Origin of the sequence: Streptomyces sp. NBC_00775 (assembly GCF_036347135.1) — a bacterium.
In the GTDB taxonomy this organism is placed as follows: domain Bacteria; phylum Actinomycetota; class Actinomycetes; order Streptomycetales; family Streptomycetaceae; genus Streptomyces; species Streptomyces lutosisoli.
In genome coordinates this window covers 2,309,116-2,331,326 of sequence record NZ_CP108938.1, presented here as the reverse complement: position 1 = coordinate 2,331,326, position 22,211 = coordinate 2,309,116, and the positions used below count along the sequence as shown (strand labels likewise).

At 70.1% G+C, this 22,211-nt stretch carries 18 protein-coding genes; 10 read left to right on the top strand and 8 right to left on the bottom strand.

Annotation, left to right across the window (positions count from 1 at the left end; translation table 11 throughout):
• Window positions 1-18 precede the first annotated feature (18 nt).
• Window positions 19-735: a hypothetical protein gene (locus OIC96_RS10475; protein ID WP_330308119.1), complete on the bottom strand. Its 717-nt coding sequence runs from the start codon at window positions 733-735 to the stop codon at window positions 19-21.
• A 282-nt stretch (window positions 736-1,017) separates the two neighbouring features.
• On the opposite strand from OIC96_RS10475, the gene OIC96_RS10470 reads away from it, so the two are divergent.
• Complete coding sequence (locus OIC96_RS10470) at window positions 1,018-1,347, top strand: hypothetical protein (protein ID WP_330308120.1); 330 nt, start codon at window positions 1,018-1,020, stop codon at window positions 1,345-1,347.
• A gap of 70 nt (window positions 1,348-1,417) precedes the next feature.
• Here OIC96_RS10470 and OIC96_RS10465 read toward each other — a convergent pair whose 3' ends face one another.
• Together OIC96_RS10465 and OIC96_RS10460 are read right to left on the bottom strand one after the other, a co-directional pair.
• Entirely contained in the window at window positions 1,418-1,888 is a 471-nt protein-coding gene (locus OIC96_RS10465) for an ROK family protein (protein ID WP_330308121.1), read from the bottom strand.
• Window positions 1,889-1,891: 3 nt separating this feature from the next.
• The gene (locus OIC96_RS10460) at window positions 1,892-2,044 is read right to left on the bottom strand and encodes a hypothetical protein (protein WP_330308122.1); all 153 of its coding nucleotides are present in this window, start codon (window positions 2,042-2,044) and stop codon (window positions 1,892-1,894) included.
• A gap of 417 nt (window positions 2,045-2,461) precedes the next feature.
• On the opposite strand from OIC96_RS10460, the gene OIC96_RS10455 reads away from it, so the two are divergent.
• From OIC96_RS10455 to OIC96_RS10425, 7 genes are all read left to right on the top strand, one after another.
• The gene (locus tag OIC96_RS10455; protein ID WP_330308123.1) at window positions 2,462-3,820 is read left to right on the top strand and encodes an extracellular solute-binding protein; all 1,359 of its coding nucleotides are present in this window, start codon (window positions 2,462-2,464) and stop codon (window positions 3,818-3,820) included.
• A complete protein-coding gene (locus tag OIC96_RS10450) occupies window positions 3,817-4,818 on the top strand; it encodes a carbohydrate ABC transporter permease (RefSeq protein ID WP_330308124.1) in 1,002 nt (333 codons plus the stop codon). The genes OIC96_RS10455 and OIC96_RS10450 overlap by 4 nt, the downstream gene beginning before the upstream one ends.
• Window positions 4,815-5,678: a carbohydrate ABC transporter permease gene (locus tag OIC96_RS10445; RefSeq protein ID WP_330308125.1), complete on the top strand. Its 864-nt coding sequence runs from the start codon at window positions 4,815-4,817 to the stop codon at window positions 5,676-5,678. The genes OIC96_RS10450 and OIC96_RS10445 overlap by 4 nt, the downstream gene beginning before the upstream one ends.
• A gap of 75 nt (window positions 5,679-5,753) precedes the next feature.
• Complete coding sequence (locus tag OIC96_RS10440; RefSeq protein ID WP_330308126.1) at window positions 5,754-7,295, top strand: glycosyl hydrolase family 28 protein; 1,542 nt, start codon at window positions 5,754-5,756, stop codon at window positions 7,293-7,295.
• Complete coding sequence (locus OIC96_RS10435; protein ID WP_330308127.1) at window positions 7,292-10,642, top strand: alginate lyase family protein; 3,351 nt, start codon at window positions 7,292-7,294, stop codon at window positions 10,640-10,642. Before OIC96_RS10440 ends, OIC96_RS10435 begins: the two co-directional genes overlap by 4 nt.
• A gap of 47 nt (window positions 10,643-10,689) precedes the next feature.
• Window positions 10,690-11,949, top strand: coding sequence for an alginate lyase family protein (locus OIC96_RS10430; RefSeq protein ID WP_330308128.1), 1,260 nt, complete (start codon window positions 10,690-10,692; stop codon window positions 11,947-11,949).
• A gap of 112 nt (window positions 11,950-12,061) precedes the next feature.
• The gene (locus tag OIC96_RS10425) at window positions 12,062-13,690 is read left to right on the top strand and encodes a carboxylesterase/lipase family protein (RefSeq protein WP_330308129.1); all 1,629 of its coding nucleotides are present in this window, start codon (window positions 12,062-12,064) and stop codon (window positions 13,688-13,690) included.
• On the opposite strand, the gene OIC96_RS10420 is transcribed toward OIC96_RS10425, so the two are convergent.
• The 4 genes from OIC96_RS10420 to rox form a co-directional block, all read right to left on the bottom strand.
• Entirely contained in the window at window positions 13,643-14,788 is a 1,146-nt protein-coding gene (locus OIC96_RS10420; protein ID WP_330308130.1) for a LacI family DNA-binding transcriptional regulator, read from the bottom strand. The two genes, OIC96_RS10425 and OIC96_RS10420, sit on opposite strands and share 48 nt — an antisense overlap.
• Window positions 14,789-15,133: 345 nt before the next feature.
• Window positions 15,134-16,702: an amidase gene (locus OIC96_RS10415; protein WP_330308131.1), complete on the bottom strand. Its 1,569-nt coding sequence runs from the start codon at window positions 16,700-16,702 to the stop codon at window positions 15,134-15,136.
• On the bottom strand, window positions 16,699-16,992 hold the full coding sequence (locus OIC96_RS10410) for a hypothetical protein (RefSeq protein ID WP_330308132.1): 294 nt from the start codon (window positions 16,990-16,992) through the stop codon (window positions 16,699-16,701). Before OIC96_RS10410 ends, OIC96_RS10415 begins: the two co-directional genes overlap by 4 nt.
• An 83-nt stretch (window positions 16,993-17,075) precedes the next feature.
• The gene (gene rox, locus OIC96_RS10405) at window positions 17,076-18,530 is read right to left on the bottom strand and encodes a rifampin monooxygenase (protein ID WP_330308133.1); all 1,455 of its coding nucleotides are present in this window, start codon (window positions 18,528-18,530) and stop codon (window positions 17,076-17,078) included.
• Between the two features lie 295 nt (window positions 18,531-18,825).
• Here rox and argG point away from each other — a divergent pair, with 295 nt between their 5' ends.
• Window positions 18,826-20,286, top strand: coding sequence for an argininosuccinate synthase (argG, locus tag OIC96_RS10400; protein WP_330308134.1), 1,461 nt, complete (start codon window positions 18,826-18,828; stop codon window positions 20,284-20,286).
• A 230-nt stretch (window positions 20,287-20,516) separates the two neighbouring features.
• Here argG and mmuM read toward each other — a convergent pair whose 3' ends face one another.
• The gene (gene mmuM, locus OIC96_RS10395) at window positions 20,517-21,443 is read right to left on the bottom strand and encodes a homocysteine S-methyltransferase (RefSeq protein ID WP_330308135.1); all 927 of its coding nucleotides are present in this window, start codon (window positions 21,441-21,443) and stop codon (window positions 20,517-20,519) included.
• A 110-nt stretch (window positions 21,444-21,553) separates the two neighbouring features.
• Between mmuM and OIC96_RS10390 the strand changes: the two genes are divergently transcribed.
• Window positions 21,554-22,156, top strand: a complete 603-nt coding sequence (locus OIC96_RS10390) for a nitroreductase family protein (protein WP_330308136.1) — start codon at window positions 21,554-21,556, stop codon at window positions 22,154-22,156.
• Window positions 22,157-22,211 lie beyond the last annotated feature (55 nt).

Here is a 22,211-nt window from a genome sequence, read left to right as displayed (position 1 = left end):
GGAGATCGCCTTGGGGTTTCATGGACATCGACTCCGGGGGTCCGTGAGCCAAGTCCGCCAGACGTGCCGGGTGTTGGGGACCTCGGGGTGGTCGAGGAGCCAGAGCACATAGCCCGCGTGGAGTTGCGCCCAGGGGTTCTCCATGTGGTGGGCCCGGTGGAGTCTGGTGCGCAAGTCGTCCCCGTCGAGGGTCCGGGCCACCCGCACATACTCACGGTCCTTGCAACGGTAGGCCCGCTGGACGACGACCTCGACGAGAGCGAGGAGCTTCGCCTTGACCGCCTCGTCGCTGGGGCTGCGGCGCGCCAGGTCTCGGATGAGTGCTTGTTTCGTTCCCCACGCCTTGGCGTGCTGTGTCCACTCCTGCGGGAAACGCGCCTCCCATTCCAGGAAGAGCAGGGCGAAGGGCAGCTTCGGCGACATGCGGATGTCATCGCGATACGGTGCGTGCCACAACGCCTCCGGCAGGCAGCGGCTTCCGGCCTCCTCGTACAGCCGTTGGGCCGCAACGACCGATGGCTCCTGGTGCCAGTCTTCCGAGCCCGCCCTGGATGCCCGGAGCCAGGCTTCGTTGTACCGAGCACGTGCTGCCTGGGCTTCCGCGCGGGCCGCGTCCAAACGGGCCAGGGCCGCACCCCGTTCGACAGAGTCGGGCGCTATCAACCCGTAGCTCCATCCCAGACGCTCAGCCCACTCGCGGGCGCCCTCCACGCTGGGGCCTGCCGCTTCTGTCATGTGGCACTTCTTCCTCGACCTGTACACAAAGGCGATCCCCATGGTGGCCTACCCCGCCGTGGTCAAGGGAGACGGTCGAGTAACGGCCCGGTGGGTGGCTGTGCATGTGCGGAGGTGTGGAGGTCGCATACGATCGGCGCATGATGCCACGAAAGGGCCGTGCCGCGTAGGTCCCCGCATGCGCTTCGGGACAGGCTGCCCGAGCGCCGAAGCCGCAGTCCGTTCAGCCCATTCAGCACGTTGCTCCTCGGCACGTGCCCCGGGCCGCCCGTGTGCACCGGCGTGCATACGTACCTCTTCGTCGACGGCCTCGACCTGATCTCGCGCAGCGACAGCGGGAGCGTGGGCATGGATCCGGAGCGGCTTCTCCGGCCCGGGGGACCGCTCTATCCGACGGATGCCGCCCGCAGCGTATGCCTGACGTCTCAGGCGCAATCCGACCCGGGCGGCTCTGCGGGGCTCCGCGTTCGCGTGCGATTGAGTGGTGAAACGGTCGTCTGGAGCGAGCTGATGTATCCGGGGCTCGACCACGGGGTCATTGAGGAGGCCCGCTTCCACCTGGGGCAATATCTGGGCGAGATCGAGCGGGCGTACCGACTGCACACCCGGTAGGCATCCCGGGGGCGCGTGTTGCCGCGCAGGTCGGGGGTGAGAGCGGCGGACAGTGCTGCGACCGGGGTGTTCACCATGAGGTGAGCGCGGTGACCGTGCCGACTCCGCCGGGTGCGATGACCCCGCTGAGTCCGCCCAGTACCGCCGGAATCCCCGCATACAGCACCAGGCACCCCCGATTGCCGCACGGGCACGGCGGCCCGTCGACCCCCACCGACACATGGCCCAGCTCTCCCGCCGCCCCGACGGCCCCGCGATACAGCCGTCCGTCGAGGATCAGCCCGGAGCCGATGCCGTTGGACAGGCCGAAGTAGAACAGACTCACCGCTCCGCTCCCGGCGCCCCAGCGGGCCTCCGCGACACCTTCGAGCCGGGTGTTGTTCTCCACGGTGACCGGAACTCCGAGGGCCCGTTCGAACTCCTCGGCGGCGTGCACGTGCGACCAGGGCTGCCCGGGCAGGGACACCCCGCCGACGCCGGTGTCGCGGTGGATGGGCCCGGGGACGCCCACTCCGACACCGATGACCTGGGTGCGCTCCAACTCCTAGGCGTCGAGGAGTCGTTGGAGAAGCGACGCGCCGACCGTGATGCGTTCGGCGGCCGGGGTGGCCGGGTCCAGCGCCGCGCCCTCGCTCGCGACCCCCCGTGCGGCCAGGTCGCTGAGGTGCACCCACACACCGTCGAAGGTGTGGTTCATCCCGGCCACAACAGCCGCACGCGGATTGAACGGCAACCGGTTTCCTGCACGGCCGTCGAGATCGCCGTCCCGTTCCTCCTCGGACTCGGCCCAGCAGTCCGCGCGCCATCAGCTCGCCGGCGATGGTCGACACGGTGGTCCGCGATACACCCGCCTGACGTGCCAACTCGGGTCGGTGCAGGGGGCATTGGGCCAACAGGCTCCGGGCTGATGGCTCATGGCGCAGAGGTTACCCAGTCTTTTCGAAAGTTCGTCAAGACTCTTGACGCAGTTTCCGGACAGGAAGAAGCTCTGCCCCATTGCACAACAACCGGTTTCTACGTCGGCCGAGTTGTGGCCGGCAGGCCGATCCCTGGCCGCGATCGCCGCGATCCCGAACGGTCGCCCGAACAGTCCGAAGCAGGAGGTGGTGCGTTCATGCCCTCACGTGCTGGTGCTCCGGGTGCTCCCCTGAGCCGCCGCCGATTTCTCGCCCTCTCGGCAGCCGGTGCCGCGACCGGTGCGGCAGCGCTGAGCGGCTGCGCACTGCAGGTGTCCACTGGGGTCGGTGGGTCGGGCGAGACCGTCACCGTGATGGCCAAGCCCGGTGACATCACCCCGGAGCTGGTCGCACAGGCGCGGAAGGACCTCGGGGTCAAGATCGTCACGGTGCCGTACAGCATCACCAAGCTGGTCGCCATGATGACCAACGGCAATCCGCCCGATCTGGTGCGCGGTGTCGGCGCCGTGGACGCGCCGTACTTCGCGGCGCGCGAGGTGATGGAGGACCTGGACCCGTACTTCGCCGGAAGCAGCGTCCTCAGGCTCGACGACCTGGACCCGGTCAACGACCTGTGGCGCTACGACGGAAGGACCCAGGGCAAGGGCCCTCGCTACGGCATGGCGAAGGACTTCTCCCAGGACTCCATGTTCTGGTACAACACCGCGCTCTTCGACGAGGCGGGTGTCGGCCATCCGCCGGAGACCGACCCGGTCACGTACGAGGAGTGGCTGGACAAGGCCAAGCGGCTCACCCAGCGCAAGAACGGCCAGACGACCGTCTTCGGCGGCAGCTACAACGGCGTACTCACGCCCAATCTCCTGGCCAGCCTGACCGTGGCCGCCGGAGGAAGTCTCTTCAGCGACGACTTCTCCCGGGTCGACTTCACCACCCCCGAGGCCCGCAAGGCGCTGGGCTGGTACATCGACTACTGCCGGACCAGGGTCGGGCCCAGCATCATCCAGCCGGATCCCAACACCTGGGACGGCCCCACGTACTTGGCGAACCGGCTGGCCATGTCGAACTCGGGCTACTGGCTCGGCGGCATGATCAACACCGACAAGAAGCTGGCGCCGGTGTCCCGTCTCGCCCCCGCCCCGGTCTTCGAAGGCGGCCGGCGGGTCAGCCCCTGCCAGGCCGGCACCGGTCTGTGGATGCCGAGGAAGGCCCACAACAAGGACGCCGCCTGGCGGGTCTTCGAGTGGTTCTTCGGCGAGGCGCCGGCCAAGGCGCGCGCCTCAGCCGGCTGGGGCATTCCCACCCTGAAGTCCCTGCGTTCGCTGATGCCGGCCCAGGAGGACTACCAGAAGCGGGTGTTGAAGGTGCAGAACGCCGAGCTGAAGCACTTCTCGGTGATCGCCTTCACCCCCTACGCCTCGGTGGATTCGCTCTTCGCCCTCTTCAACCAGACCGCCCCGGCCGCGATGAAGGGCGAGATGTCCCTCGACACTCTCGCCGGGCGCCTGAACTCGGCCATGAACGAGCAACTGAAGCGCGGGAAGGAGCAAGTGGGATGACGGCCGATCAGATCTCCACCGTCGTGGACCGGCCCGGCACGACCGCGTACGCCGACCGGGCGGGGGGCGCGGACCGCCGGCCCCGGACGTCCATGACCACGCGCAGGCGCCGGGCGTTCTACCTGTTCACCTCGCCCTGGATCATCGGGTTTCTGCTGCTGACCATCGCTCCCATGGCGTACGCGCTGTGGCTGAGCTTCACCACGTTCGACGGTATCTCGCCCCACTGGAGCTATGTCGGCCTCGACAACTACCGTGAGTTGTTCGCCGACGCGCAGACCTGGGACGCCCTCGGCAGGACGGGCCTGTTCGCGGTGACCTCGGTGCCGCTGTCGATCGTCGCCGGGCTCGGGCTCGCCGTCCTGGTCAACCGGCCGCTCAAGGCACGCGGCCTGTTCCGCACCCTGCTCTACCTGCCGGCCGTGGTGCCGCCGGTGGGCGCGGGCATCGCCTTCAAGCAGCTCTTCGACCAGAACTCCGGTGCCGCCAACGGTGTCCTGAGCCTCTTCGGCATCGACGCCCTCGGCTGGCTCGCCGACCCCTACGCCCGCTACGTACTCGTGATGACGGTGCTGTGGAGCGCCGGAAACATCATGATCATCTCGCTGGCCGGGCTCCAGGACGTACCCCGCGAACTCCACGAGGCGGCCCGCATCGACGGCGCGAGTGCCTGGCGGAGCTTCCGCAGTATCACCGTGCCGCTGCTCTCGCCGGTGCTGCTCTTCCAGACCGTGACCGGCGTGATCGCCTCGGTGCAGACCATCATGCCGCTGCTGCTGGCGCCCGACGGCAGCGTGGCCGGCGTCACCGCGATCCCGCAGTCCAACTACCAGTACATGATGCACGTCTTCGTGGAGTACTTCGCGTTCGGCCGCTACGGCTACGCCTCCGCGCTGCTGTGGGTGCTTTTCGTCCTGATCCTCCTCGCGACCGGACTCATCTTCAGACTCACGTCCGGCGTGGTGTTCTACAACGTCGACCCGGAGGCGAAGAAGTGACCGCCACCAGCCCGCCCAGCGGCTCCGCACCCCGCGTACGGATACGCGCGAACCGCCTCGTTCTCTACACGGTCCTCGTCGCGCTCACCGGTCTGTTCCTCGGCCCGTTCGGCTGGCTGGTCCTCACCGGCCTGAAGACCCCGGCCGAACTGGCCGCCTCGCCCGTGCACTGGCTTCCCGACCACATCCAGTGGCACGACTTCGCGGACGCCTTCAACCTCGTCGACTTCCTCGGCTACGCCCGCAACTCCCTGATCATCGCGCTCATCTACGCCACCCTGGTCACCCTCAGCTCGGCCTGGGTCGGCTTCGGGTTCGCCCGTCTGGACGCGCCCGGCAAGAAGACACTGTTCGGCATCCTCATCGGCTCGATGATGCTGCCGCAGATGATCACCCTGCTCCCGACCTACCTGATCTTCGCGAAGCTCGGCATGGTCGACACCTACTGGCCGTGGGTGCTGTGGGGCCTCGGCGCCGCTCCGTATCTGGTCTTCCTCTTCCGGCAGTTCTTCGCCGGCCTGCCCCGCGAGCTGGAGGAGGCCGCGATCGTCGACGGCTGCGGATACGCCGGGATCTTCTGGCGGATCTTCCTGCCGCAGTCCTGGCCGGTCCTCTCCGCGAGCTTCGTGATCGCCTTCACCTGGACCTGGGGGGACTACATCGCCCCGCAGTTGCTGCTGTCCACGGACAAGTCCACGCTCGCCGTCGCCGTCATGTCCACCTACGTCACCTCCGCCGGAACGCCGGTCACCAACCTCCAGGCCGCGGCCTCCGTGATGTACGTCGTCCCCATCCTGCTGATCTTCCTCGTGGCCCAGCGCGGTTTCGTCGCCGGGATGTCCACCTCCGGACTCAAGTGACCGTCCGTATCTGACGTCCGTACCTGTCGTCCGTATCTCTCATCCGTTCCGTTCCGCACCCGCAAGGAGTCGAACATGACCCCGTCCCCGTCCCCCGCTCCGTCCCCGTCCCTGTCACGCCGCACCGCCCTCCAGGCGGCGGGCGCCACCGTGCTCGCCGCCGGACTGTCCGGCCTGACGGCCACAGCGGCCCGGGCGGACGACGACAACGCCGCGCCGAAGCTGGTCACCTACCCGCGCCCGTCCACCATGGCGACCAACACCAGCTTCAAGGTGCGGGTCCGGGTCGCCCCCGACGGTGAGTGGCAGACCCTCGACATCTGGCGTCCGCAGCTGGAGGAGATCAACCCGAACACCGGCTCCGGCAAGGTCTACAACACCTCGATGGTGTACTTCGACTTCTGCGGCTCGGCCGAGATCGAGATCACCTACCTCAAGGGCGGCACCACCAAGGCCCGGGTGAGACCCGACGCCCTCGGCATCACCCCCGAACTGCTCGGTGACACCCTCCGCTTCACCCTCGACCAGCCGCGTGACGTCGTCGTCCAGATCAACGACGAGATCTTCGACTGCCTGCATGTGATCAGCAACCGCGTCGAGCACCACCCGCCCGCCGAGGACGACCCGGACGTCATCTACTTCGGCCCCGGCGTGCACACCGTCACCGGCAACGTCCTCACCGTCCCCAGCGGCAAGACCGTGTACCTCGCCGGCGGCGCGGTCCTCACCGCTCAGGTCTTCTTCAAGGACGTGGAGAAGGCCTCCCTCACCGGACACGGCATGCTCTACGCCAACCCCGGCGGCGCCATCCTCTGCGAGGGCAGCAAGAACATCCGCGTCGAGGACGTCATCATCATGAACCCGAGCGGCTACGCGGGCATCTTCGGGGAGAGCGAGAACGTCCACGTCAAGAAGGCGCGTTCGTTCAGCTCGAAGGGCAACGGCGACGGCTTCGACGTCTTCTCCTCGTCCGGGATCGTCTTCGACGGCTGCTTCATGCGCAACTCCGACGACTGCTTCGCGATCTACGCCCACCGCTGGAACTACTACGGCGACACCCGCGACATCACCATCCAGAACTGCACCCTGTGGGCCGACGTCGCCCACCCCGTCAACATCGGCACGCACGGCAACACCGACGCCCCCGAGACCATCGAGAACCTGGTCATCAAGAACGTCGACATCCTCGACCACCGCGAACCGCAGATGGGCTACCAGGGCTGCATCGCCCTCAACCCGGGCGACTCCAACCTGATCAAGAACGTGCGTATCGAGGATGTCCGTATCGAGGACTTCCGCTGGGGCCAGGTCATCCACATGCGGATCATGTACAACACGAAATACAACACCTCGGTCGGCCGCGGCATCGAGGACGTCTACGTCAAGAACCTCAGCTACACGGGCACCCACGCCAACCCGTCGCTGTTCCTCGGCTACGACGCCGACCACGCCATCAAGAACGTCACCTTCGAGAACCTGGTGATCAACGGCGTGGTCGTCGCCGACTCGATGAAGAAGCCGAGCTGGTACTACACCACCGACTCCGTGCAGTGGTTCTACAACGAGCACGTCACGGGCCTCAAGTTCCTCACCACCGCCGAGGCCGCCGCGTCATGACCCACGGACCCAGCCGCCGCGGCTTCCTCGGCGGGAGCGCCGCCCTGCTGCTGGCGTCGGGCGCGAGCACTCTGCTCGTGTCCGGCACGGTACGGGCGGCGACCGACAGCGGTTTCACCCACCCCGGACTGCTGCACAGCGCCGACGACCTCGCCCGGATGAAGGCCGCGGTCGCCGACAGACAATCGCCCGTGTACGAGGGCTACTTGGCGCTCGCGGCCCACGCGCGCTCCTCGGCCACGTACACCGTCCAGAACACCGGCCAGATCACCTCGTGGGGGCGCGGCCCCTCCAACTTCATGAGCCAGGCCGTCGCGGACTCGGCCGCCGCCTATCAGAACGCCCTCATGTGGTGCGTCACGGGCGAGCGCGCCCACGCGGACAAGGCGCGCGACATTCTCAACGCCTGGTCGGCCTCGCTGACGGCCATCACCGGCGCGGACGGCCAACTCGGCGCCGGGCTCCAGGCCTTCAAGTTCATCAACGCGGCCGAACTGCTGCGGCGCAGCGGCTACGACGGCTGGGCCGACACGGACATCGCCCGCTGCGAGGACTCCTTCCTGCGCGTCTGGTACCCCTCCGTCTCCGGCTACATGCTCTACGCCAACGGCAACTGGGACCTGACGGCCATTCAAACCATCCTGGCCATCGGTGTGTTCTGCGAGAACCGCACCCTCTTCGAGGACGCCCTGCGGTTCGCAGCGGCCGGCGCGGGTGACGGCAGCGTGCCCCACCGCATCGTCACCGACGCGGGCCAGGGCCAGGAGAGCGGCCGCGACCAGGGTCACGAACAGCTCGCCGTCGGTCTGCTCGCCGACTCCGCCCAGGTCGCCTGGAACCAGGGCGTCGACCTCTACGGCCACCTCGACCACCGGATTCTGGCGAACGTCGAGTACGCGGCCCGCTACAACCTCGGCGGCGACGTGCCCTTCACCCCGGACCTGGACCGGACGGGCAAGTACATCAAGACCACCGTCTCCGCCGTCTCCCGCGGCAACCTGCCCCCGATCTACGAGATGGTCTACGCGCACTACGCCGGTGTACGCGGACTCGACGCCCCGTACACCAGGCAGGTGCTCTTCCGGGGCTCCGGCGGGACCCGCGTGGTGGAGGGCGGCAACGACGACCTGCCGTCCTGGGGCACGCTCACGTACGCCGGGGCGCAGGCTTCCCCCGCGACACCGACGGCACCCGCCGGCCTCTTCGCCACCGGCGACGACAACGCTGTCACGGTGTCCTGGCTGCCCTCGGCCTGGGCGAGCACGTACACGGTACGACGGTCCACCGACCCCGAGGGCCCGTACGAGAGCCTCGCGGCCGGGGTGGAGTCAGCGACGTACACCGATCGCTCGGTGCGTGCGGGGCGGACCTACCACTACACGGTCTCCGCGACGAACGCCCGGGGTGAGAGCGGTGGTTCGGGTGCGATCACCGCCACGGCCGGGCTCCCGGGCCCCTGGGACTCCGACGACGTGGGCGAGGTGCGGCGCGCGGGTGCCGCCGTCTTCGACGGTGAGCGGTTCCTTCTCGAAGCGGGCGGGGCGGACATCGGTGACACGGCCGACGCGTTCCGTTTCGTGCGGCTGCCGCTGCGCGGGGACGGCGTGATCACGGCGCGGGTCGTGCATCCGCTCAGCTCGCAGTACTCCAAGGTGGGCGTGAGCGTCCGTGGCTCCCTGGCGGCGGACGCGGCGCACGCCTCGATGCTGATCCAGGGGCTGCCGCTGCACACCTGGAGCGGGGTGTGGACCACCCGGACGTCAGGGGGCGGGCAGACCACCGGCACCGGCAGCACCCCCGTCCCGCCGTCCCAGCGGCAGGCGATCACCACCGGCGCCTCCTTCCCGATCTCCGCCCTCGGCACGCTTCCCGAGTCGGCGACACCCCTGACCGCGCCCTACGTGGAAGGGGCGGGCGACGGCTACCGGCTCCGGAAGCCCTACTGGGTGCGCGTCGAGCGCCGCGGCAACCGCTGCACCGGATCCCTCTCCCCGGACGGCGTCGAGTGGACCGAAGTCAGCTCCACCGACGTCGAGTTGGGGCGCACGGCGTACGCCGGTCTCGTGCTCACCTCCTGCCTGGGCGTCGACGCCTCGTACGCCGAGACCGGCACCGGCGCCTTCGACAACGTCAGCGTGACGTCCTCGGCCGGAGCGGTCTGGTCCGTCCCGCGCCCCGCCCGCACCGCCACCGACCCGCGGGCGGCGGCGACGGCCGACGCCATCGAGCTGACCTGGACCGACCCGGACCTGTCGGCCAGGTACGCGGTGATGCGAGCCGACAGCCCCGACGGGGCCTACGGGAAGATCGCCACCGGCGTGGGGCCCGTCGGGTTCGGCACGCGGACGCGGTACGTCGACGCGACCGGGACGCCCGGACGGACGTACCACTACAAGGTCGTGAAGACCAACACGACGGGGCACGGCCCGCGTTCGGCGAGCGTCAGCGCGGTGATGCCGACGCCGTCGGTGCCGGGTGTCCTCTCCTCCGCGATCGCGTTCGCCAACCAAGGCGTCCCCTTCCGGCATCTGATCAGGGCCTCGCACGAGCCGGTGCGCTTCTCCGCCGCGGGTCTGCCGCGAGGGCTGCGCGTCGACCGGCGTACCGGACTCATCTCCGGAATCCCGCTGGAATCAGGCGAGTTCACGGTGACGACGGCCGCCTCGAACGCCTCCGGCACCGTTGCCTCCGACCTCGCCCTCACCGTCGGCACACCCCCGCCCGCTCCATGGTCGTACGGCGATCTCGGCGATGTCGTGGTCGACGAGCGGGAGTTGGGGACGTACGGCGTGGTGTTCGTCCGGACCCCCGGGATCACCAGCAGCGACGGCGCAGCCTTCGTCGTGCGTGGGTCCGGAACCGACCTGAATGTCAACGGCCAAGGAATGACAGGGCAGTTCGTACGTCGCCCGGTGAGCGGCGACTGCGCGATCACCGCCCGGCTCGTGTCCCGCGCGGGCGCGGTGACGGCCGACCGGGTGGGGCTGCTGATGACCAAGTCCCTGTCGCCGTTCGACCAGGCGGCCGGGGCGATCGTGACCAGTGGCGGGACGAGCGCGGCCGGGACGCCGCAGCTCATGCTCCGCAAGACGGTCGCGGGCGCCTCCGCCTTCACCGGGGCGGCGGGAACCACCGGCCTGCCCTGCCTGCTGCGGCTGACGCGGACCGGGACCGCCTTCGCCGCCGCCGTGTCCACCGATGACGGCGCCACCTGGACCCCCCTCGCCACGGGCGAGATCCCCGGCTTCGGTGACGCCCCCTATTACGTGGGTCTGGTGGTCTGCTCCCGAGACCCCTTGGCCCACAGCACCTCGCACTTCGAAGAGGTGAGCATCACCCCCACCTAGCGGCCGCGCGGCCGCGAATCCTCCAGAGGATTGGAGATGCAAGAGTGATGAGCCGCATCACAAACCCCCACACGCAAGACAGGCCAGGGGAGTTGAGCCGTCGGGGTCTGCTCAGGACCGCCGGCGGGCTCAGCGCAGCCCTGGCCGTCGGAGCGTCCGCCACCGCCCTCACCGGCACCACCGCGGACGCCGCACCGGCGACCTTCACCCACCCCGGAATGCTGCACGCCTACGGCGAACTCAACCGCGCCAAGGTACGGGTCGCCGCGGGCGACGACCCGTGGCTCTCCGGCTGGAACCGCCTCACCGCCAACAGCCACTCGGCGAGCACCTGGACGCCGAACCCGCAGGCCACGATCATCCGCGGCGGGACCGGCGAGAACTACGGCATCCTCTACAACGACATCCACGCCGCCTACCAGAACGCGCTGCGCTGGAAGATCGCGGGAACGACCGCGAACGGCGCCACGGCCGTGAAGATCCTCAACGCCTGGTCGTCCACCCTGACCACCGTCACGGGCAACGCCGACCGGTTCCTGGCCGCCGGGATCTACGGCTACCAGTTCGCGAACGCCGCCGAACTCATGCGTGGCTACAGCGGGTTCGACCTCGACGCGTTCAAGACGATGATGCTCGACGTCTTCTACCCGCTCAACAACGACTTCCTGCTCAACCACAACACCGCCTGCATCACCAACTACTGGGCCAACTGGGATCTGTGCAACATGAACTCGATCCTGGCCATCGGCATCCTGTGCGACGACGCCGCGAAGTACGACCAGGCGGTGAACTACTTCAAGAACGGCGCGGGCAACGGCTCCCTCGCACACGCCGTCCCCTTCCTCTACGGCGACGTGGACGGCTACGACCTCGGCCAGTGGCAGGAGTCGGGCCGCGACCAGGGGCACACCATGATGGGCATGGGCCAGATGGGCGCGTTCTGCGAGATGGCCTGGTCGCAGGGCGACGACCTGTACGGCTACGACAGCAACCGGTTCATGAAGGCCGCGCAGTACGTCGCCAAGTACAACCTGGGCTACGACGTGCCCTTCACCACCTACAGCTGGGGCACCGGACAGAGCTGCGCCTACAGCGAGCAGACGGTGATCTCCAGCGGCTCACGCGGCCAGGTCCGGCCGGTGTGGGACATCCTCCACTACCACTACGCGCGCCGCAGGGGCCTCGACGTCCCGTACATCACCGCCATGGCCGAGAGCGTCCGCCCCGAGGGCGGCGGCGGTGACTACGGCTCGACCAGCGGAGGCTTCGACCAGACCGGCTTCGGGACGCTGATGTACGCCAAATAGCACGTTCAGCACGCGGTACGTCCGCCAAACGGGGACGTCCGCAGGAATACCGGGAGGTGATGTGATGCTCTGATGTGAACGATTCGCGGCGCGGTGAGGAGCTGGTGGTCGGATGGCGGTGGACGCGGTGGACCCGGTGTCCCGGACGGAGGACCCGGAGGTCGCCACCCCGTACGGAGCGGTGCGCGGCCGGTACGAGAACGGGATCGCCGTCTTCCGCGGCATTCCGTACGCGGCACCGCCGTTCGGCCCCCGCCGCTTCCGGCCACCGGAGCCGCCCGAGCCCTGGGACGGGGTGCGTGACGCGGGCGCGTTCGGGCCTACGCCGCCCAAGCCGCCGTACTCGGAGGCGTTCGCGCGGCTCCTCGCCGACCCCGTCGTGCCCGGCGACGACTGCCTCAACCTCAATGTGTGGACGCCGGAGCCGGGCCCCGGCGCCCGGCTCCCCGTCATGGTGTGGATCCACGGCGGGGCCCTGACCCGCGGCTCCTCGGCCGTGCCCGTCTACGACGGGCGCGCCTTCGCGCGCGACGGCGTTGTCTTCGTCTCCTTCAACTACCGTCTGGGAGTGGAGGGTTACGGCCTCTTCCCGGACGCGCCCGCCAACCCGGGGCTGCGCGACCAGCTCGCCGCGCTGGAGTGGGTGCACCGGTCCATCACCCAGTTCGGCGGAGACCCCGGCCGCGTGACCGTCTTCGGCGAATCGGCCGGAGCCATCAGCATCGGCGCGCTACTGGCAAGCCCGCGCGCCCGGGGCCTGTTCCACCGGGCCGTCCTGCAGAGCGGGCCGCCCGAGGCGAGCGACCGCGACAAGGTGCGGCGGATGGTGCGCAGGATGGCCACCCGGCTGAAGGTCCCCGCGACGGCGGAGGCGTTCGCCGCCGTGGACCGCGAGCTGCTCCTGCGCACCCAGGCCGACGTGGGGAAACTCAGCAGCCCGGTGCTCGGCGGGCCCGCCTTCGGCATCGTCGTCGACGGCGACGTCGTCCCACGCGATCCGCTGGAGGCCCTGGTCGAGGGTGCCGCGCCGGACATCGACCTGCTGCTGGGCTGGACGAGTGAGGAGTACCGGCTGTGGCTGGTCCCGGGAGGTCTGCTGGAGCGGGTCGACCTGCTCGGACCCGTGGCCCTGGCCGGCGCGATGGCCCGTTGCCACTGCGGTCACGAGGTGCCCCGCGGCTACCGCGCCATCCACCCGGACGCGGGCACCGCGGACCTCGTCGGCCAGATGGTCACCGACCATCTCCTGCGGGTGCCGCTGCACCGCCTCGCGGACGCGCGCCGCGGACGGACCCCCGCGTACGTGTATGAGTTCGCATGGCCCTCGAACGTGCCGGACCTCGGTGCCTGCCACGCCCTGGAGCTGGGCTTCGTCTTCGACACCGCCGACGTACCGGAGTCGGCGAAGCTCGCGGGTCCGGGCGCCCCGCAGGAGCTGGCCGAGGCCATGCACACGGCGTGGGTACGGTTCGCGGTCGACGGTGACCCCGGCTGGGCCGCGTGGGACGCCTCGCACCCGGTCCGTATCTTCGGCACGGGCGAGCCCCACACCGTCCACGGACCGCGTGACCGCGAACTCGCCCTGTGGGACGCCGAGTCGGGCAAGGTGCCGGGCACGCCCGCCGGCCTTTCGGAATCCACCACCACGGCGCGTGGACCCGCCGGTTCGTCCTCGCGGGCTACGGCACCGCTGTCAGCCGTACGCCGCTTCCGTCGCTCCGGCGGCGCCGGGCGGTGGTGACGTCGGGACACCGTCGGGCCCGCCGTCACTCACCGTCCCCCGCTCCACTGGGGCCACCGAATCGCGGATCACGACGTGCGTCCCGAGGAGAAGGTGTTCGTTCGGGGCGTCCGGGGTGCGGCCGAGGGCGGTGCGGACGGCGAGGCGGCCGAGTTCCTCGTAGGGGACGTGGACGGTGGTGAGCGGGGGGTGCAGGTCCCGGGCGAAGGCGATGTCGTCGTAACCGGCGAGGGAGACGTCGGCCGGGACGCGCAGGCCCGCTTCGTGGAGGGCGGTCAGCGCGCCGGAGGCGACCATGTCGGTGGAGGCCATGACGGCGGTGAACTCCAGCCCCTGCGTGAGGGCTTGGCGCATCAGGCGGTGGCCGGAGTCGCGGGTGAAGTCGCCGTACAGCCGCAGCGCCGGGTCCGGGTCGAGGCCGCGGGCCCGGTGGGCGGCGAGATAGCCGCTTTCGCGGCCCTGGGCCGTGGTGTTGTCCGCGAGGCCTCCCAGGAACAGCACCCGCCGGTGGCCCTGGGCCAGGACGTGCGCGCACAGGGCGTAGGCGCCGCCCTCGTTGTCGTACTCGATGACGGTGACCGGCGTCCCGGGCGCGAGCGGCGGGCGTCCGCACAGGACGAGCCGCGATCCCGCCGACGCCAGTGAGTCGGCGATGCGGGCCATTCGCTCGCGGTACTCGGCGGTGTCGGTGGCGCCGCCGACCAGGATCACCGCGGCGGCCCGCTGGGCGCGCATCATCTCGATGAACTCCAGCTGGTGTTCGGCGTCGCCGTCCGTGCTGCACACCAGGCACAGATGCCCGAGCCGGGTCGCTTCGCGCTCCACCCCGTGCGCCATGTGCGCGAACGACGGGCCGGTGATGTCGTCCAGCACGAACGCGAGCGTCGGGGTGCCGGCTCCCGCGATCGCCTTGGCGCGGGCGTCGGCGACATAGTCCAGATCGCGCACCGCCCGCATCACCCGCGTACGTGTCGTCGTGCTCACCGGGTACTCGCCGCCGAGCACCCGCGACACCGTCGACGCCGACACTCCCGCGTGCGCCGCCACGTCCCTGATCGTGTGCCGGCCCCCGGTGTCCGTGGTGCTCTTCCTCGTCATCCCCTGGCCCCTTTCCTCCGGCCCGGGCGACGATGTCTCCGGCGCCGGAGCCCCTCGGGAAGTGCGGCAACACAGACGGCAACCGGTTCCCGAGCCGGAGGCTAGCAGGGGGAGCGGCGCAGGACGAGGGGCGGGAAAGGGGCGGGCAATTCGAAAGTTTCACTCCTGTACCGCGGCTCGTCCTGGGCGCTTTGGGGCGCCTGGCATCACGCGGCGAGATAGAAAGTGGTTGCTGTGGAAGGTGCGGCTAGGCGCGGCTCATGGGGGCTCATCGCGGGTCGTCGCAGGGAGGCACCGCCCATGCCCGGGATCTCCACGGCGGTGCTGCGGCGGCGCCGAGTCACGTCAGGCGGAAGCGGCGGCCGCCTCTTCGGCCGAGAGCCGGGGCCGCGCGGTGGCCGCCGTCTTCGTACGGGCCAGGCCGGCCGCGGTCATCGGGTCGGCCGGCCGTCGCGTGTGCCAGTCGGTGACCGCCTGATACGCGGCGGCGACCTCCAACAGCCGGTCCTCCTCGTACGGTTGGCCGCCGAGGATCGCGCCGACGGGTACTCCGGCCGCGTCGAAGCCGATGGGGAAGGCGATCTCGGGCAGCCCGAGGATGTCGAACGGCACCGGCCCGGTCTGGAGGAGTACGTCGCAGCGGTCCATGAGTCCGTCGAGGACCTCCCGCAGCAGGTGGTTCTTGGCGCGCTGGGCCGTGATCCACTCGTCGCCCGAGAGCATCAGCCCCTGGAGCCAACTCAGCAGTGACACACCGAACTTGGCCGGATCGGCGCGCAGCCAGTGCCGGAAGAGCTCGGTGCGCTCGGCGAGCCGGGCCGCGTTGAAGGTGCCGGTCAGCAGGGCCCAGTCGGTGGGATACGCGATGTCGACGAGCGTGATGCCCGGGATCGTGTCGAGCTGGTCGAGAAGGGCTCCGCGCAGCTCTTTCTGCGCGCTCAGGAAGTCGGCCGGCACGCCGACCCGGGTGGCTCGCCGCATGCGTACCGCCCCGCCGCGCGAGAGGACGGGCGTCGCGGCCCGGACCAGGTCGGGTACGTCCGGCAGCCCGAGCGTGCGTGGATCCTGGGCGTCCGGACCGGACATGACCTGAAGCATCAGCGCCGCGTCCATGGCGTCGCGGGCGAGCGGGCCCGAATGGTCGCGCGTGAAGGACAGCGGGATGACGCCGTGGACGGACACCCGGCCCATGGTGGGTTTCAGGCCGGTCAGGTTCTGCTGGTTGGAGGGCAGCACGATGGAGCCGCCGGTCTGCGTGCCGATCGACGAGGCCGCGAGCCGCGCGGCCACCGAGCAGGCGGGGCCGGTCGAGGAGCCGCCCGGGTCGACGGTCGGGTCCAGGGGTGTCCAGGCGTTGACCGTGGTCACCGTCCCGTTGGGCTTCGTCGCCCGCGTGGTGGCGAGCGGCCCCATCTGCCCCTTGCCCAGGACGATGCCGCCGGCCGCCTTCAGCCGGGCCACGGCCGTGGCGTCCTCGTCCGGCACGAAGTCCTCGAAGATGTACGAGTTGCAGCGCGTCGGCACGCCGTCGGTGAAGTAGTTGTCCTTGACGCAGAGGGGGATGCCGCGCAGCACCCCGCCCACACCCTGCCCCCGGTCCGCCTTCCGGGCCGCCGCGAGCGCCGCGTCGCCGGTCACCTCCGCGTACGCCTGATACGTGGTGTCGTACCGCTCGATCCGCTCCAGGTACGCCTCGGTCAGCGTCGTGGAGCTCAGCTTTCCGCGCCGCATGAGGACAACGGCCTCGGTGAGGGTGGCCTCGGAGGGGTCGTCCAGGGCTGCCTGGCGTACGTCGACGTCGGGGACGCGAGGTGTCGTCGACGCTTTCGCGGGAGTGGCCGTCCCCAGGGCGACTCCGCTCGCCGCCGCCGCCGAACTCGCCAGGAACACACGTCTGTTGAGTGCGCGGCTCATCGGGTTCCCGCCTTCCCCGTCCAAGCCTCCGTGATGGACGGGTAGATGAGGGGAGGCGAGGTCTGCTGAGCGTACGCAGGGCCGTCCGCCGACGGGGTCCACCCGGATATCGCCCCGGGCGTGGACGCCACGAACGACCGCAGGGAGGCGAGCACTTGGTCCCGGGTCGGTACCCCGGTGTCCGGGTCGTACTGCTCGGGCAGCAGCCCGAGATCGAATCCGGCCAGCGCGAGACGAGTCCGTACGTAGCTGTCCAATTGCTCTTGAGTGGGCGGTTGTACGTCGCTCAAGCGGGCCTCCCGGATCGTCGCACGGTCAGGGGGACTTCATCACCCGGCCGTGAAGTTCCCATTGAGCCCGTGCTTCACAGGAGTTACGTGGTGACGGCAGCGCCGAACCACTTGGGCAGCCGGCTGAGCAGATCCTGCTGATCTTCACCGACCCACGCCACGTGGCCGTCCGGCCGCAACAGCACTGCGGGTGCGTCCAGTTCGTCGCTGACGTCGACGACGTGGTCGACCCGGTCCGCCCAGCCCGCCACCGAGAGCCGGCCGGTCTGGTCGAGCAGCAGGCCGCGGCCGCCGTGCATCAGTTCGTAGAGGCGCCCCTGCTTCAGCTTCACGTCCCGCAGCCGCCGGCCGAGCAGTTCGTGGCCCTCGTCCTCGCCGAAGTCGTAGCGGATCTCGACCGCGGTGATCATTCCGGTCACGTACCGGTTCACCTCCTCGAAGTCCATCAGCTTCGAGAACAGCTCCCGCAGTGCGGTCGCACCCGGATCGGTCCCCAGCAGCGTGATCCCCGCGCGGGTGTTGGCCAGCACGGCGGCGCCCACCGGGTGCCGTTCGGCGTGGTAGCTGTCCAGCAGCCCCTCCGGCGCCCAGCCGTTGACCTCGGCGGCCAGCTTCCAGCCGAGGTTGAACGCGTCCTGCACGCCGAGGTTCATCCCCTGTCCGCCGGTCGGCGGGTGGATGTGCGCCGCGTCGCCGGCCAGCAGCACCCGGCCGACCCGGTAGCGCTCGGCCTGCCGGGTGGCGTCGCCGAACCGGGACAGCCAGCGCGGCGAGTGCACGCCGAAGTCGGTGCCTGCGACCGCCCGCAACTGCTTCTTGAAGTCGTCGAGGGTCGGCGCGGTCGCACGGTCCTCGGCCACACCGTCGGCGGGCACGATGACGCGGCACACCCCGTTCTTGCCGGGGGCGACGCCGAACCGCAGTTGGGTCTTGCGGACTTCCTCGACGACGGCGGCGATCGTCGCCGGATCCTCGGTCACCTCCATTTCCCCCAGCAGCGTCTCGACCGTGGCAGGCTCGCCGGGGAAACCGACGCCGAGCAGCTTGCGCACCGCGCTGCGGCCGCCGTCGCACCCGACGAGGTAGCGCGAGCGCAGGTGCGTGCCGTCCGCCAGAGTGACGGTCACCCCGGCCCCGGCCCCGGCTCCGTCATCGGGCTGGCTCAGCCCGACCACTTCGCAGCCGCGCCGGATCTCGGCGCCGAGTTCGAGCGCACGCTCGTTGAGCAGCCGCTCGCTGACCGGCTGCGGAGTGGCGAGGCCGTACGCGTGTGCCGTGTCCAAGCGGTCCGGCCACGGCTTCATGATGCCGCCGAAGAGACCGCCGACCTGGAACTTCTCACTGACCGCGAGGAACCGGTCCAGCAGGCCGCGCTGGTCCATCATCTCGACGCTGCGCGCGTGCAGGCCCTGCCCGCGGGACTCCCCGGTCGGCTCGGTCAGCTTCTCCAGCACGACCACGTGCACGCCGTGCAGCCGCAACTCGCCGGCCAGCATCAAACCGGTCGGTCCGCCGCCGACCACGATCACGTCAATCATCAAAACGCCCGTTCAACGAGATTGGCTTCCGGCCGGCCGTTCCGCGCAGTCCCACCAGCGGTTCGACGTTTGCGCAGGTCCTGGCCTTGGGCGACGATTCTGCGGCACGACCCGGGTCTTGCCGCAAGCCCCCCGGTGCGCTATATGTTGAGAGTGGCAAGGAGTGGGCAACCTCCTTGCCTTTGCCATGTCTCGTCCGCTCTGGACGGACAGACTCTTCCAGGACACCCCCTGACGACCACCGCTCCCACCTGCCGACCTTGCATGAAAATGCGAGATGTTGCATAGTCTTGCCATGTCCAAGGTCCTCACCTCCCTCCCCACCGGCGAGCGCGTCGGCATTGCCTTCTCCGGCGGGCTCGACACGTCGGTCGCTGTCGCCTGGATGCGCGACAAGGGTGCCGTCCCGTGCACGTACACCGCCGACATCGGCCAGTACGACGAGCCCGACATCGCCTCCGTGCCCGACCGAGCCTTCGCGTACGGCGCCGAGATCGCCCGGCTCGTCGACTGCCGTGCCGCGCTGGTCGAGGAAGGGCTGGCGGCGCTCGCGTGCGGCGCGTTCCATATCAAGTCGGGCGGGCGCCCGTACTTCAACACCACGCCGCTGGGGCGTGCCGTGACCGGCACGCTGCTGGTGCGGGCCATGCTCGAGGACGGGGTGCAGATCTGGGGCGACGGCTCCACGTTCAAGGGCAACGACATCGAGCGGTTCTACCGGTACGGGCTGCTCGCCAACCCGCACCTGCGGATCTACAAGCCCTGGCTGGACGCGGACTTCGTCACGGAGCTCGGCGGCCGCAAGGAGATGTCGGAGTGGCTGCTCGCGCACGCGCTGCCGTACCGGGACTCGACCGAGAAGGCGTACTCCACGGACGCCAACATCTGGGGCGCCACGCACGAGGCCAAGACCCTGGAGCACCTCGACACCGGCATCGAGACGGTCGACCCGATCATGGGCGTGCGGTTCTGGGACCCGTCGGTGGAGATCGGCACGGAGGACGTGACGGTCGGCTTCGACCAGGGCCGCCCGGTCACCATCAACGGCAAGGAGTTCGCCTCCCCGGTCGACCTCGTCATGGAGGCCAACGCGATCGGCGGCCGGCACGGTCTGGGCATGTCCGACCAGATCGAGAACCGGATCATCGAGGCCAAGAGCCGCGGCATCTACGAGGCGCCCGGCATGGCGCTGCTGCACATCGTCTACGAGCGCCTGGTCAACGCGATCCACAACGAGGACACCGTGGCCGCGTACCACAACGAGGGCCGTCGGCTCGGCCGGCTGCTCTACGAGGGCCGCTGGCTCGACCCGCAGGCCCTGATGGTGCGCGAGTCGCTCCAGCGCTGGGTCGGCGCGGCGATCACCGGCGAGGTGACCCTGCGGCTGCGGCGCGGCGAGGACTACTCGGTCCTCGACACCCGCGGCCCGATGCTCAGCTACCACCCGGACAAGCTCTCCATGGAGCGCACCGAGGACTCGGCGTTCGGCCCGGTGGACCGCATCGGCCAGCTCACCATGCGGAACCTGGACATCGCCGACTCCCGTGCGCGCCTTGAGCAGTACGTGGGCCTCGGCCTGGTCGGCACCGCCCACCCGACACCGATCGGCGCCGCGCAAGCGGCCGCGACCGGTCTGATCGGCGCCATGGACCAGGGCGGCGCCGAGGCGATCGCCTCCCGCGGCGAGGCCACGGCCGAGGAGACCGCCGAAGAGGCGATGCTGGACCGCGCCGCGATGGAGTCCGGAACGGACTGAGACCGGTCCCCGGTCGTACGTACCTGGGCAGCGGCCCCGGCGGACACTGTCACGCCGGGGCCGTCAGAGCGCCCCTTTAGGGGCGCGGGGAACTGCGCGAGCAACCCCCACCGCCCCGCAGCCGGCTCTCAAGGGGCGCGGGGAACGGCGCAATCTTTTAGCGGGGGTCTGGGGGCGGAGCCCCCAGGAACGGGATGGGACGGGTAGGGGCGGCGGGGGCGAAACCCTCGTTACGCCGCCCGCAGCGTCTCGCTGATCCCCGAGATCGCCCCCGGCCCCACCCGGCAGCACCCACCGACAAGCCGCGCCCCCGCCCGCTCCCACCCGGCAACCTGCTCGGCGGCGAACGAGGACCGCCCGGTCCACGCACGAGCCTCCGCGTCCCACGCCTCCCCACTGTTCGGATAGACGACGACCGGCTTGCCGGTGACGCGCGCCGCGGTCGCGATCGCCCCGTCCACATCCTCTGGCGCACAGCAGTTCACACCGACCGCGATGATTTCGTCCGCGTCGGCGGCCAGAGCGAAGGCCTCCTCCAGCGGCTGCCCGGCCCGCGTACGGTCTCCGGCGACGCTGTACGACAGCCACGCCGGCACACCGAGCCCCCGCACACCCCGCAGCAGCGCCCGCGCCTCGTCGGCGTCCGGCACGGTCTCCAGGGCCAGCACGTCGGGCGCCGCGGCGGCCAGTACCTCCAGGCGCGGACGGTGGAACCGCTCCAGCTCGGCCACGCTCAGCCCGTACCGCCCCCGGTACTCCGACCCGTCCGCGAGCATCGCCCCGTACGGTCCGACCGACGCGGCCACCCACAGCGGCCGCGAGACGCCCTTCGTGTGCGCGCGCCGGGCGGCCTCGCGGGCCAGTTCGACGCTGAGGCCGAGAAGTTCGGCCGCCCTCTCGTGGGGGATGCCGCGCTTGGCGAAGCCCTCGAAGGTCGCCTGGTAGCTCGACGTGATCGCCACGTCCGCGCCCGCCTCGAAGTAGGCGAGATGCGCCTCGACGATCGCCTCGGGCCGCTCCGCGAGCAGCCGTGCCGACCACAGCTCGTCACTCAGGTCGTGACCGGCCGATTCGAGCTGGTTGGACATGCCGCCGTCGAGGACGACCGGGCCGGCGGAGAGGGCGTCGGCGAGGCTGCGGGAGGTGTTGCTGGTCATGTCACGACGCTAGTCGATACGGGAGGCCGCGCCTCTTCGCGTCCACCAGATGAACAAAATGCCCGTGATGTGGGACATAGGAGTACCTGGCCCTGGCAAGGTCTCTCCGCATGGAATTCTCCGAGGTGGTCCGCCGCCGACGCATGATCCGGCACTACTCCGACAAGCCCGTGGCCCCGGAGGTGGCCGAGCGCATCCTCGCCTCCGCGCTGCGTGCGCCTTCGGCCGGCTTCTCCCAGGGCTGGGCATTCCTCGCCCTGACCGATCCCGCCGACCGCGCCCGCTTCTGGCCGTTCGTACCGACCCGCGTCGAGAACACGCCGACCATGCAGGACGCCCCGCTGGTCGTGGTGCCGCTGGCCCACAAGGCGGCCTACCTCGAGCGCTACGCCGAACCCGACAAGGGCTGGGAGGACCGCGCCGAAGCCCGCTGGCCCGCTCCCTACTGGTACATAGACACGGGGATGGCCGCACTCCTCATGCTGCTGAGCGCGATCGACGAAGGACTCGACGCCTGCTTCTTCGGCATCATGCCCGAGCACCTGCGGCCCTTCCGCGCCGAGTTCGGGGTGCCCGACGCGTACGACCCGATCGGCGGGATCACGATCGGCTACCGCGCCGATGATGTTCCTCCGCCGAGTCCACAGGTCGCGGAACGCCGACGCGGAGCGGACCAAGTCATCCACCGAGGCCACTGGGGCCGACACGGCTGACCGGGAGACGTCAACTCGTACGTCACGTAGAGGCGAGGTCACCTAGAGGCGAACT

Bases quoted from the DNA above. Each gene is read 5' to 3' on its own strand.
- OIC96_RS10475 (WP_330308119.1), bottom strand. From the start codon at position 735: ATGACAGAAGCGGCAGGCCCCAGCGTGGAGGGCGCCCGCGAGTGGGCT.
- OIC96_RS10460 (WP_330308122.1), bottom strand. From the start codon at position 2,044: ATGAACCACACCTTCGACGGTGTGTGGGTGCACCTCAGCGACCTGGCC.
- OIC96_RS10455 (WP_330308123.1), top strand. From the start codon at position 2,462: ATGCCCTCACGTGCTGGTGCTCCGGGTGCTCCCCTGAGCCGCCGCCGA.
- OIC96_RS10450 (WP_330308124.1), top strand. From the start codon at position 3,817: ATGACGGCCGATCAGATCTCCACCGTCGTGGACCGGCCCGGCACGACC.
- OIC96_RS10440 (WP_330308126.1), top strand. From the start codon at position 5,754: ATGACCCCGTCCCCGTCCCCCGCTCCGTCCCCGTCCCTGTCACGCCGC.
- OIC96_RS10435 (WP_330308127.1), top strand. From the start codon at position 7,292: ATGACCCACGGACCCAGCCGCCGCGGCTTCCTCGGCGGGAGCGCCGCC.
- OIC96_RS10430 (WP_330308128.1), top strand. From the start codon at position 10,690: ATGAGCCGCATCACAAACCCCCACACGCAAGACAGGCCAGGGGAGTTG.
- OIC96_RS10425 (WP_330308129.1), top strand. From the start codon at position 12,062: ATGGCGGTGGACGCGGTGGACCCGGTGTCCCGGACGGAGGACCCGGAG.
- OIC96_RS10420 (WP_330308130.1), bottom strand. From the start codon at position 14,788: ATGACGAGGAAGAGCACCACGGACACCGGGGGCCGGCACACGATCAGG.
- OIC96_RS10415 (WP_330308131.1), bottom strand. From the start codon at position 16,702: ATGAGCCGCGCACTCAACAGACGTGTGTTCCTGGCGAGTTCGGCGGCG.
- rox (WP_330308133.1), bottom strand. From the start codon at position 18,530: ATGATTGACGTGATCGTGGTCGGCGGCGGACCGACCGGTTTGATGCTG.
- argG (WP_330308134.1), top strand. From the start codon at position 18,826: ATGTCCAAGGTCCTCACCTCCCTCCCCACCGGCGAGCGCGTCGGCATT.
- mmuM (WP_330308135.1), bottom strand. From the start codon at position 21,443: ATGACCAGCAACACCTCCCGCAGCCTCGCCGACGCCCTCTCCGCCGGC.
- OIC96_RS10390 (WP_330308136.1), top strand. From the start codon at position 21,554: ATGGAATTCTCCGAGGTGGTCCGCCGCCGACGCATGATCCGGCACTAC.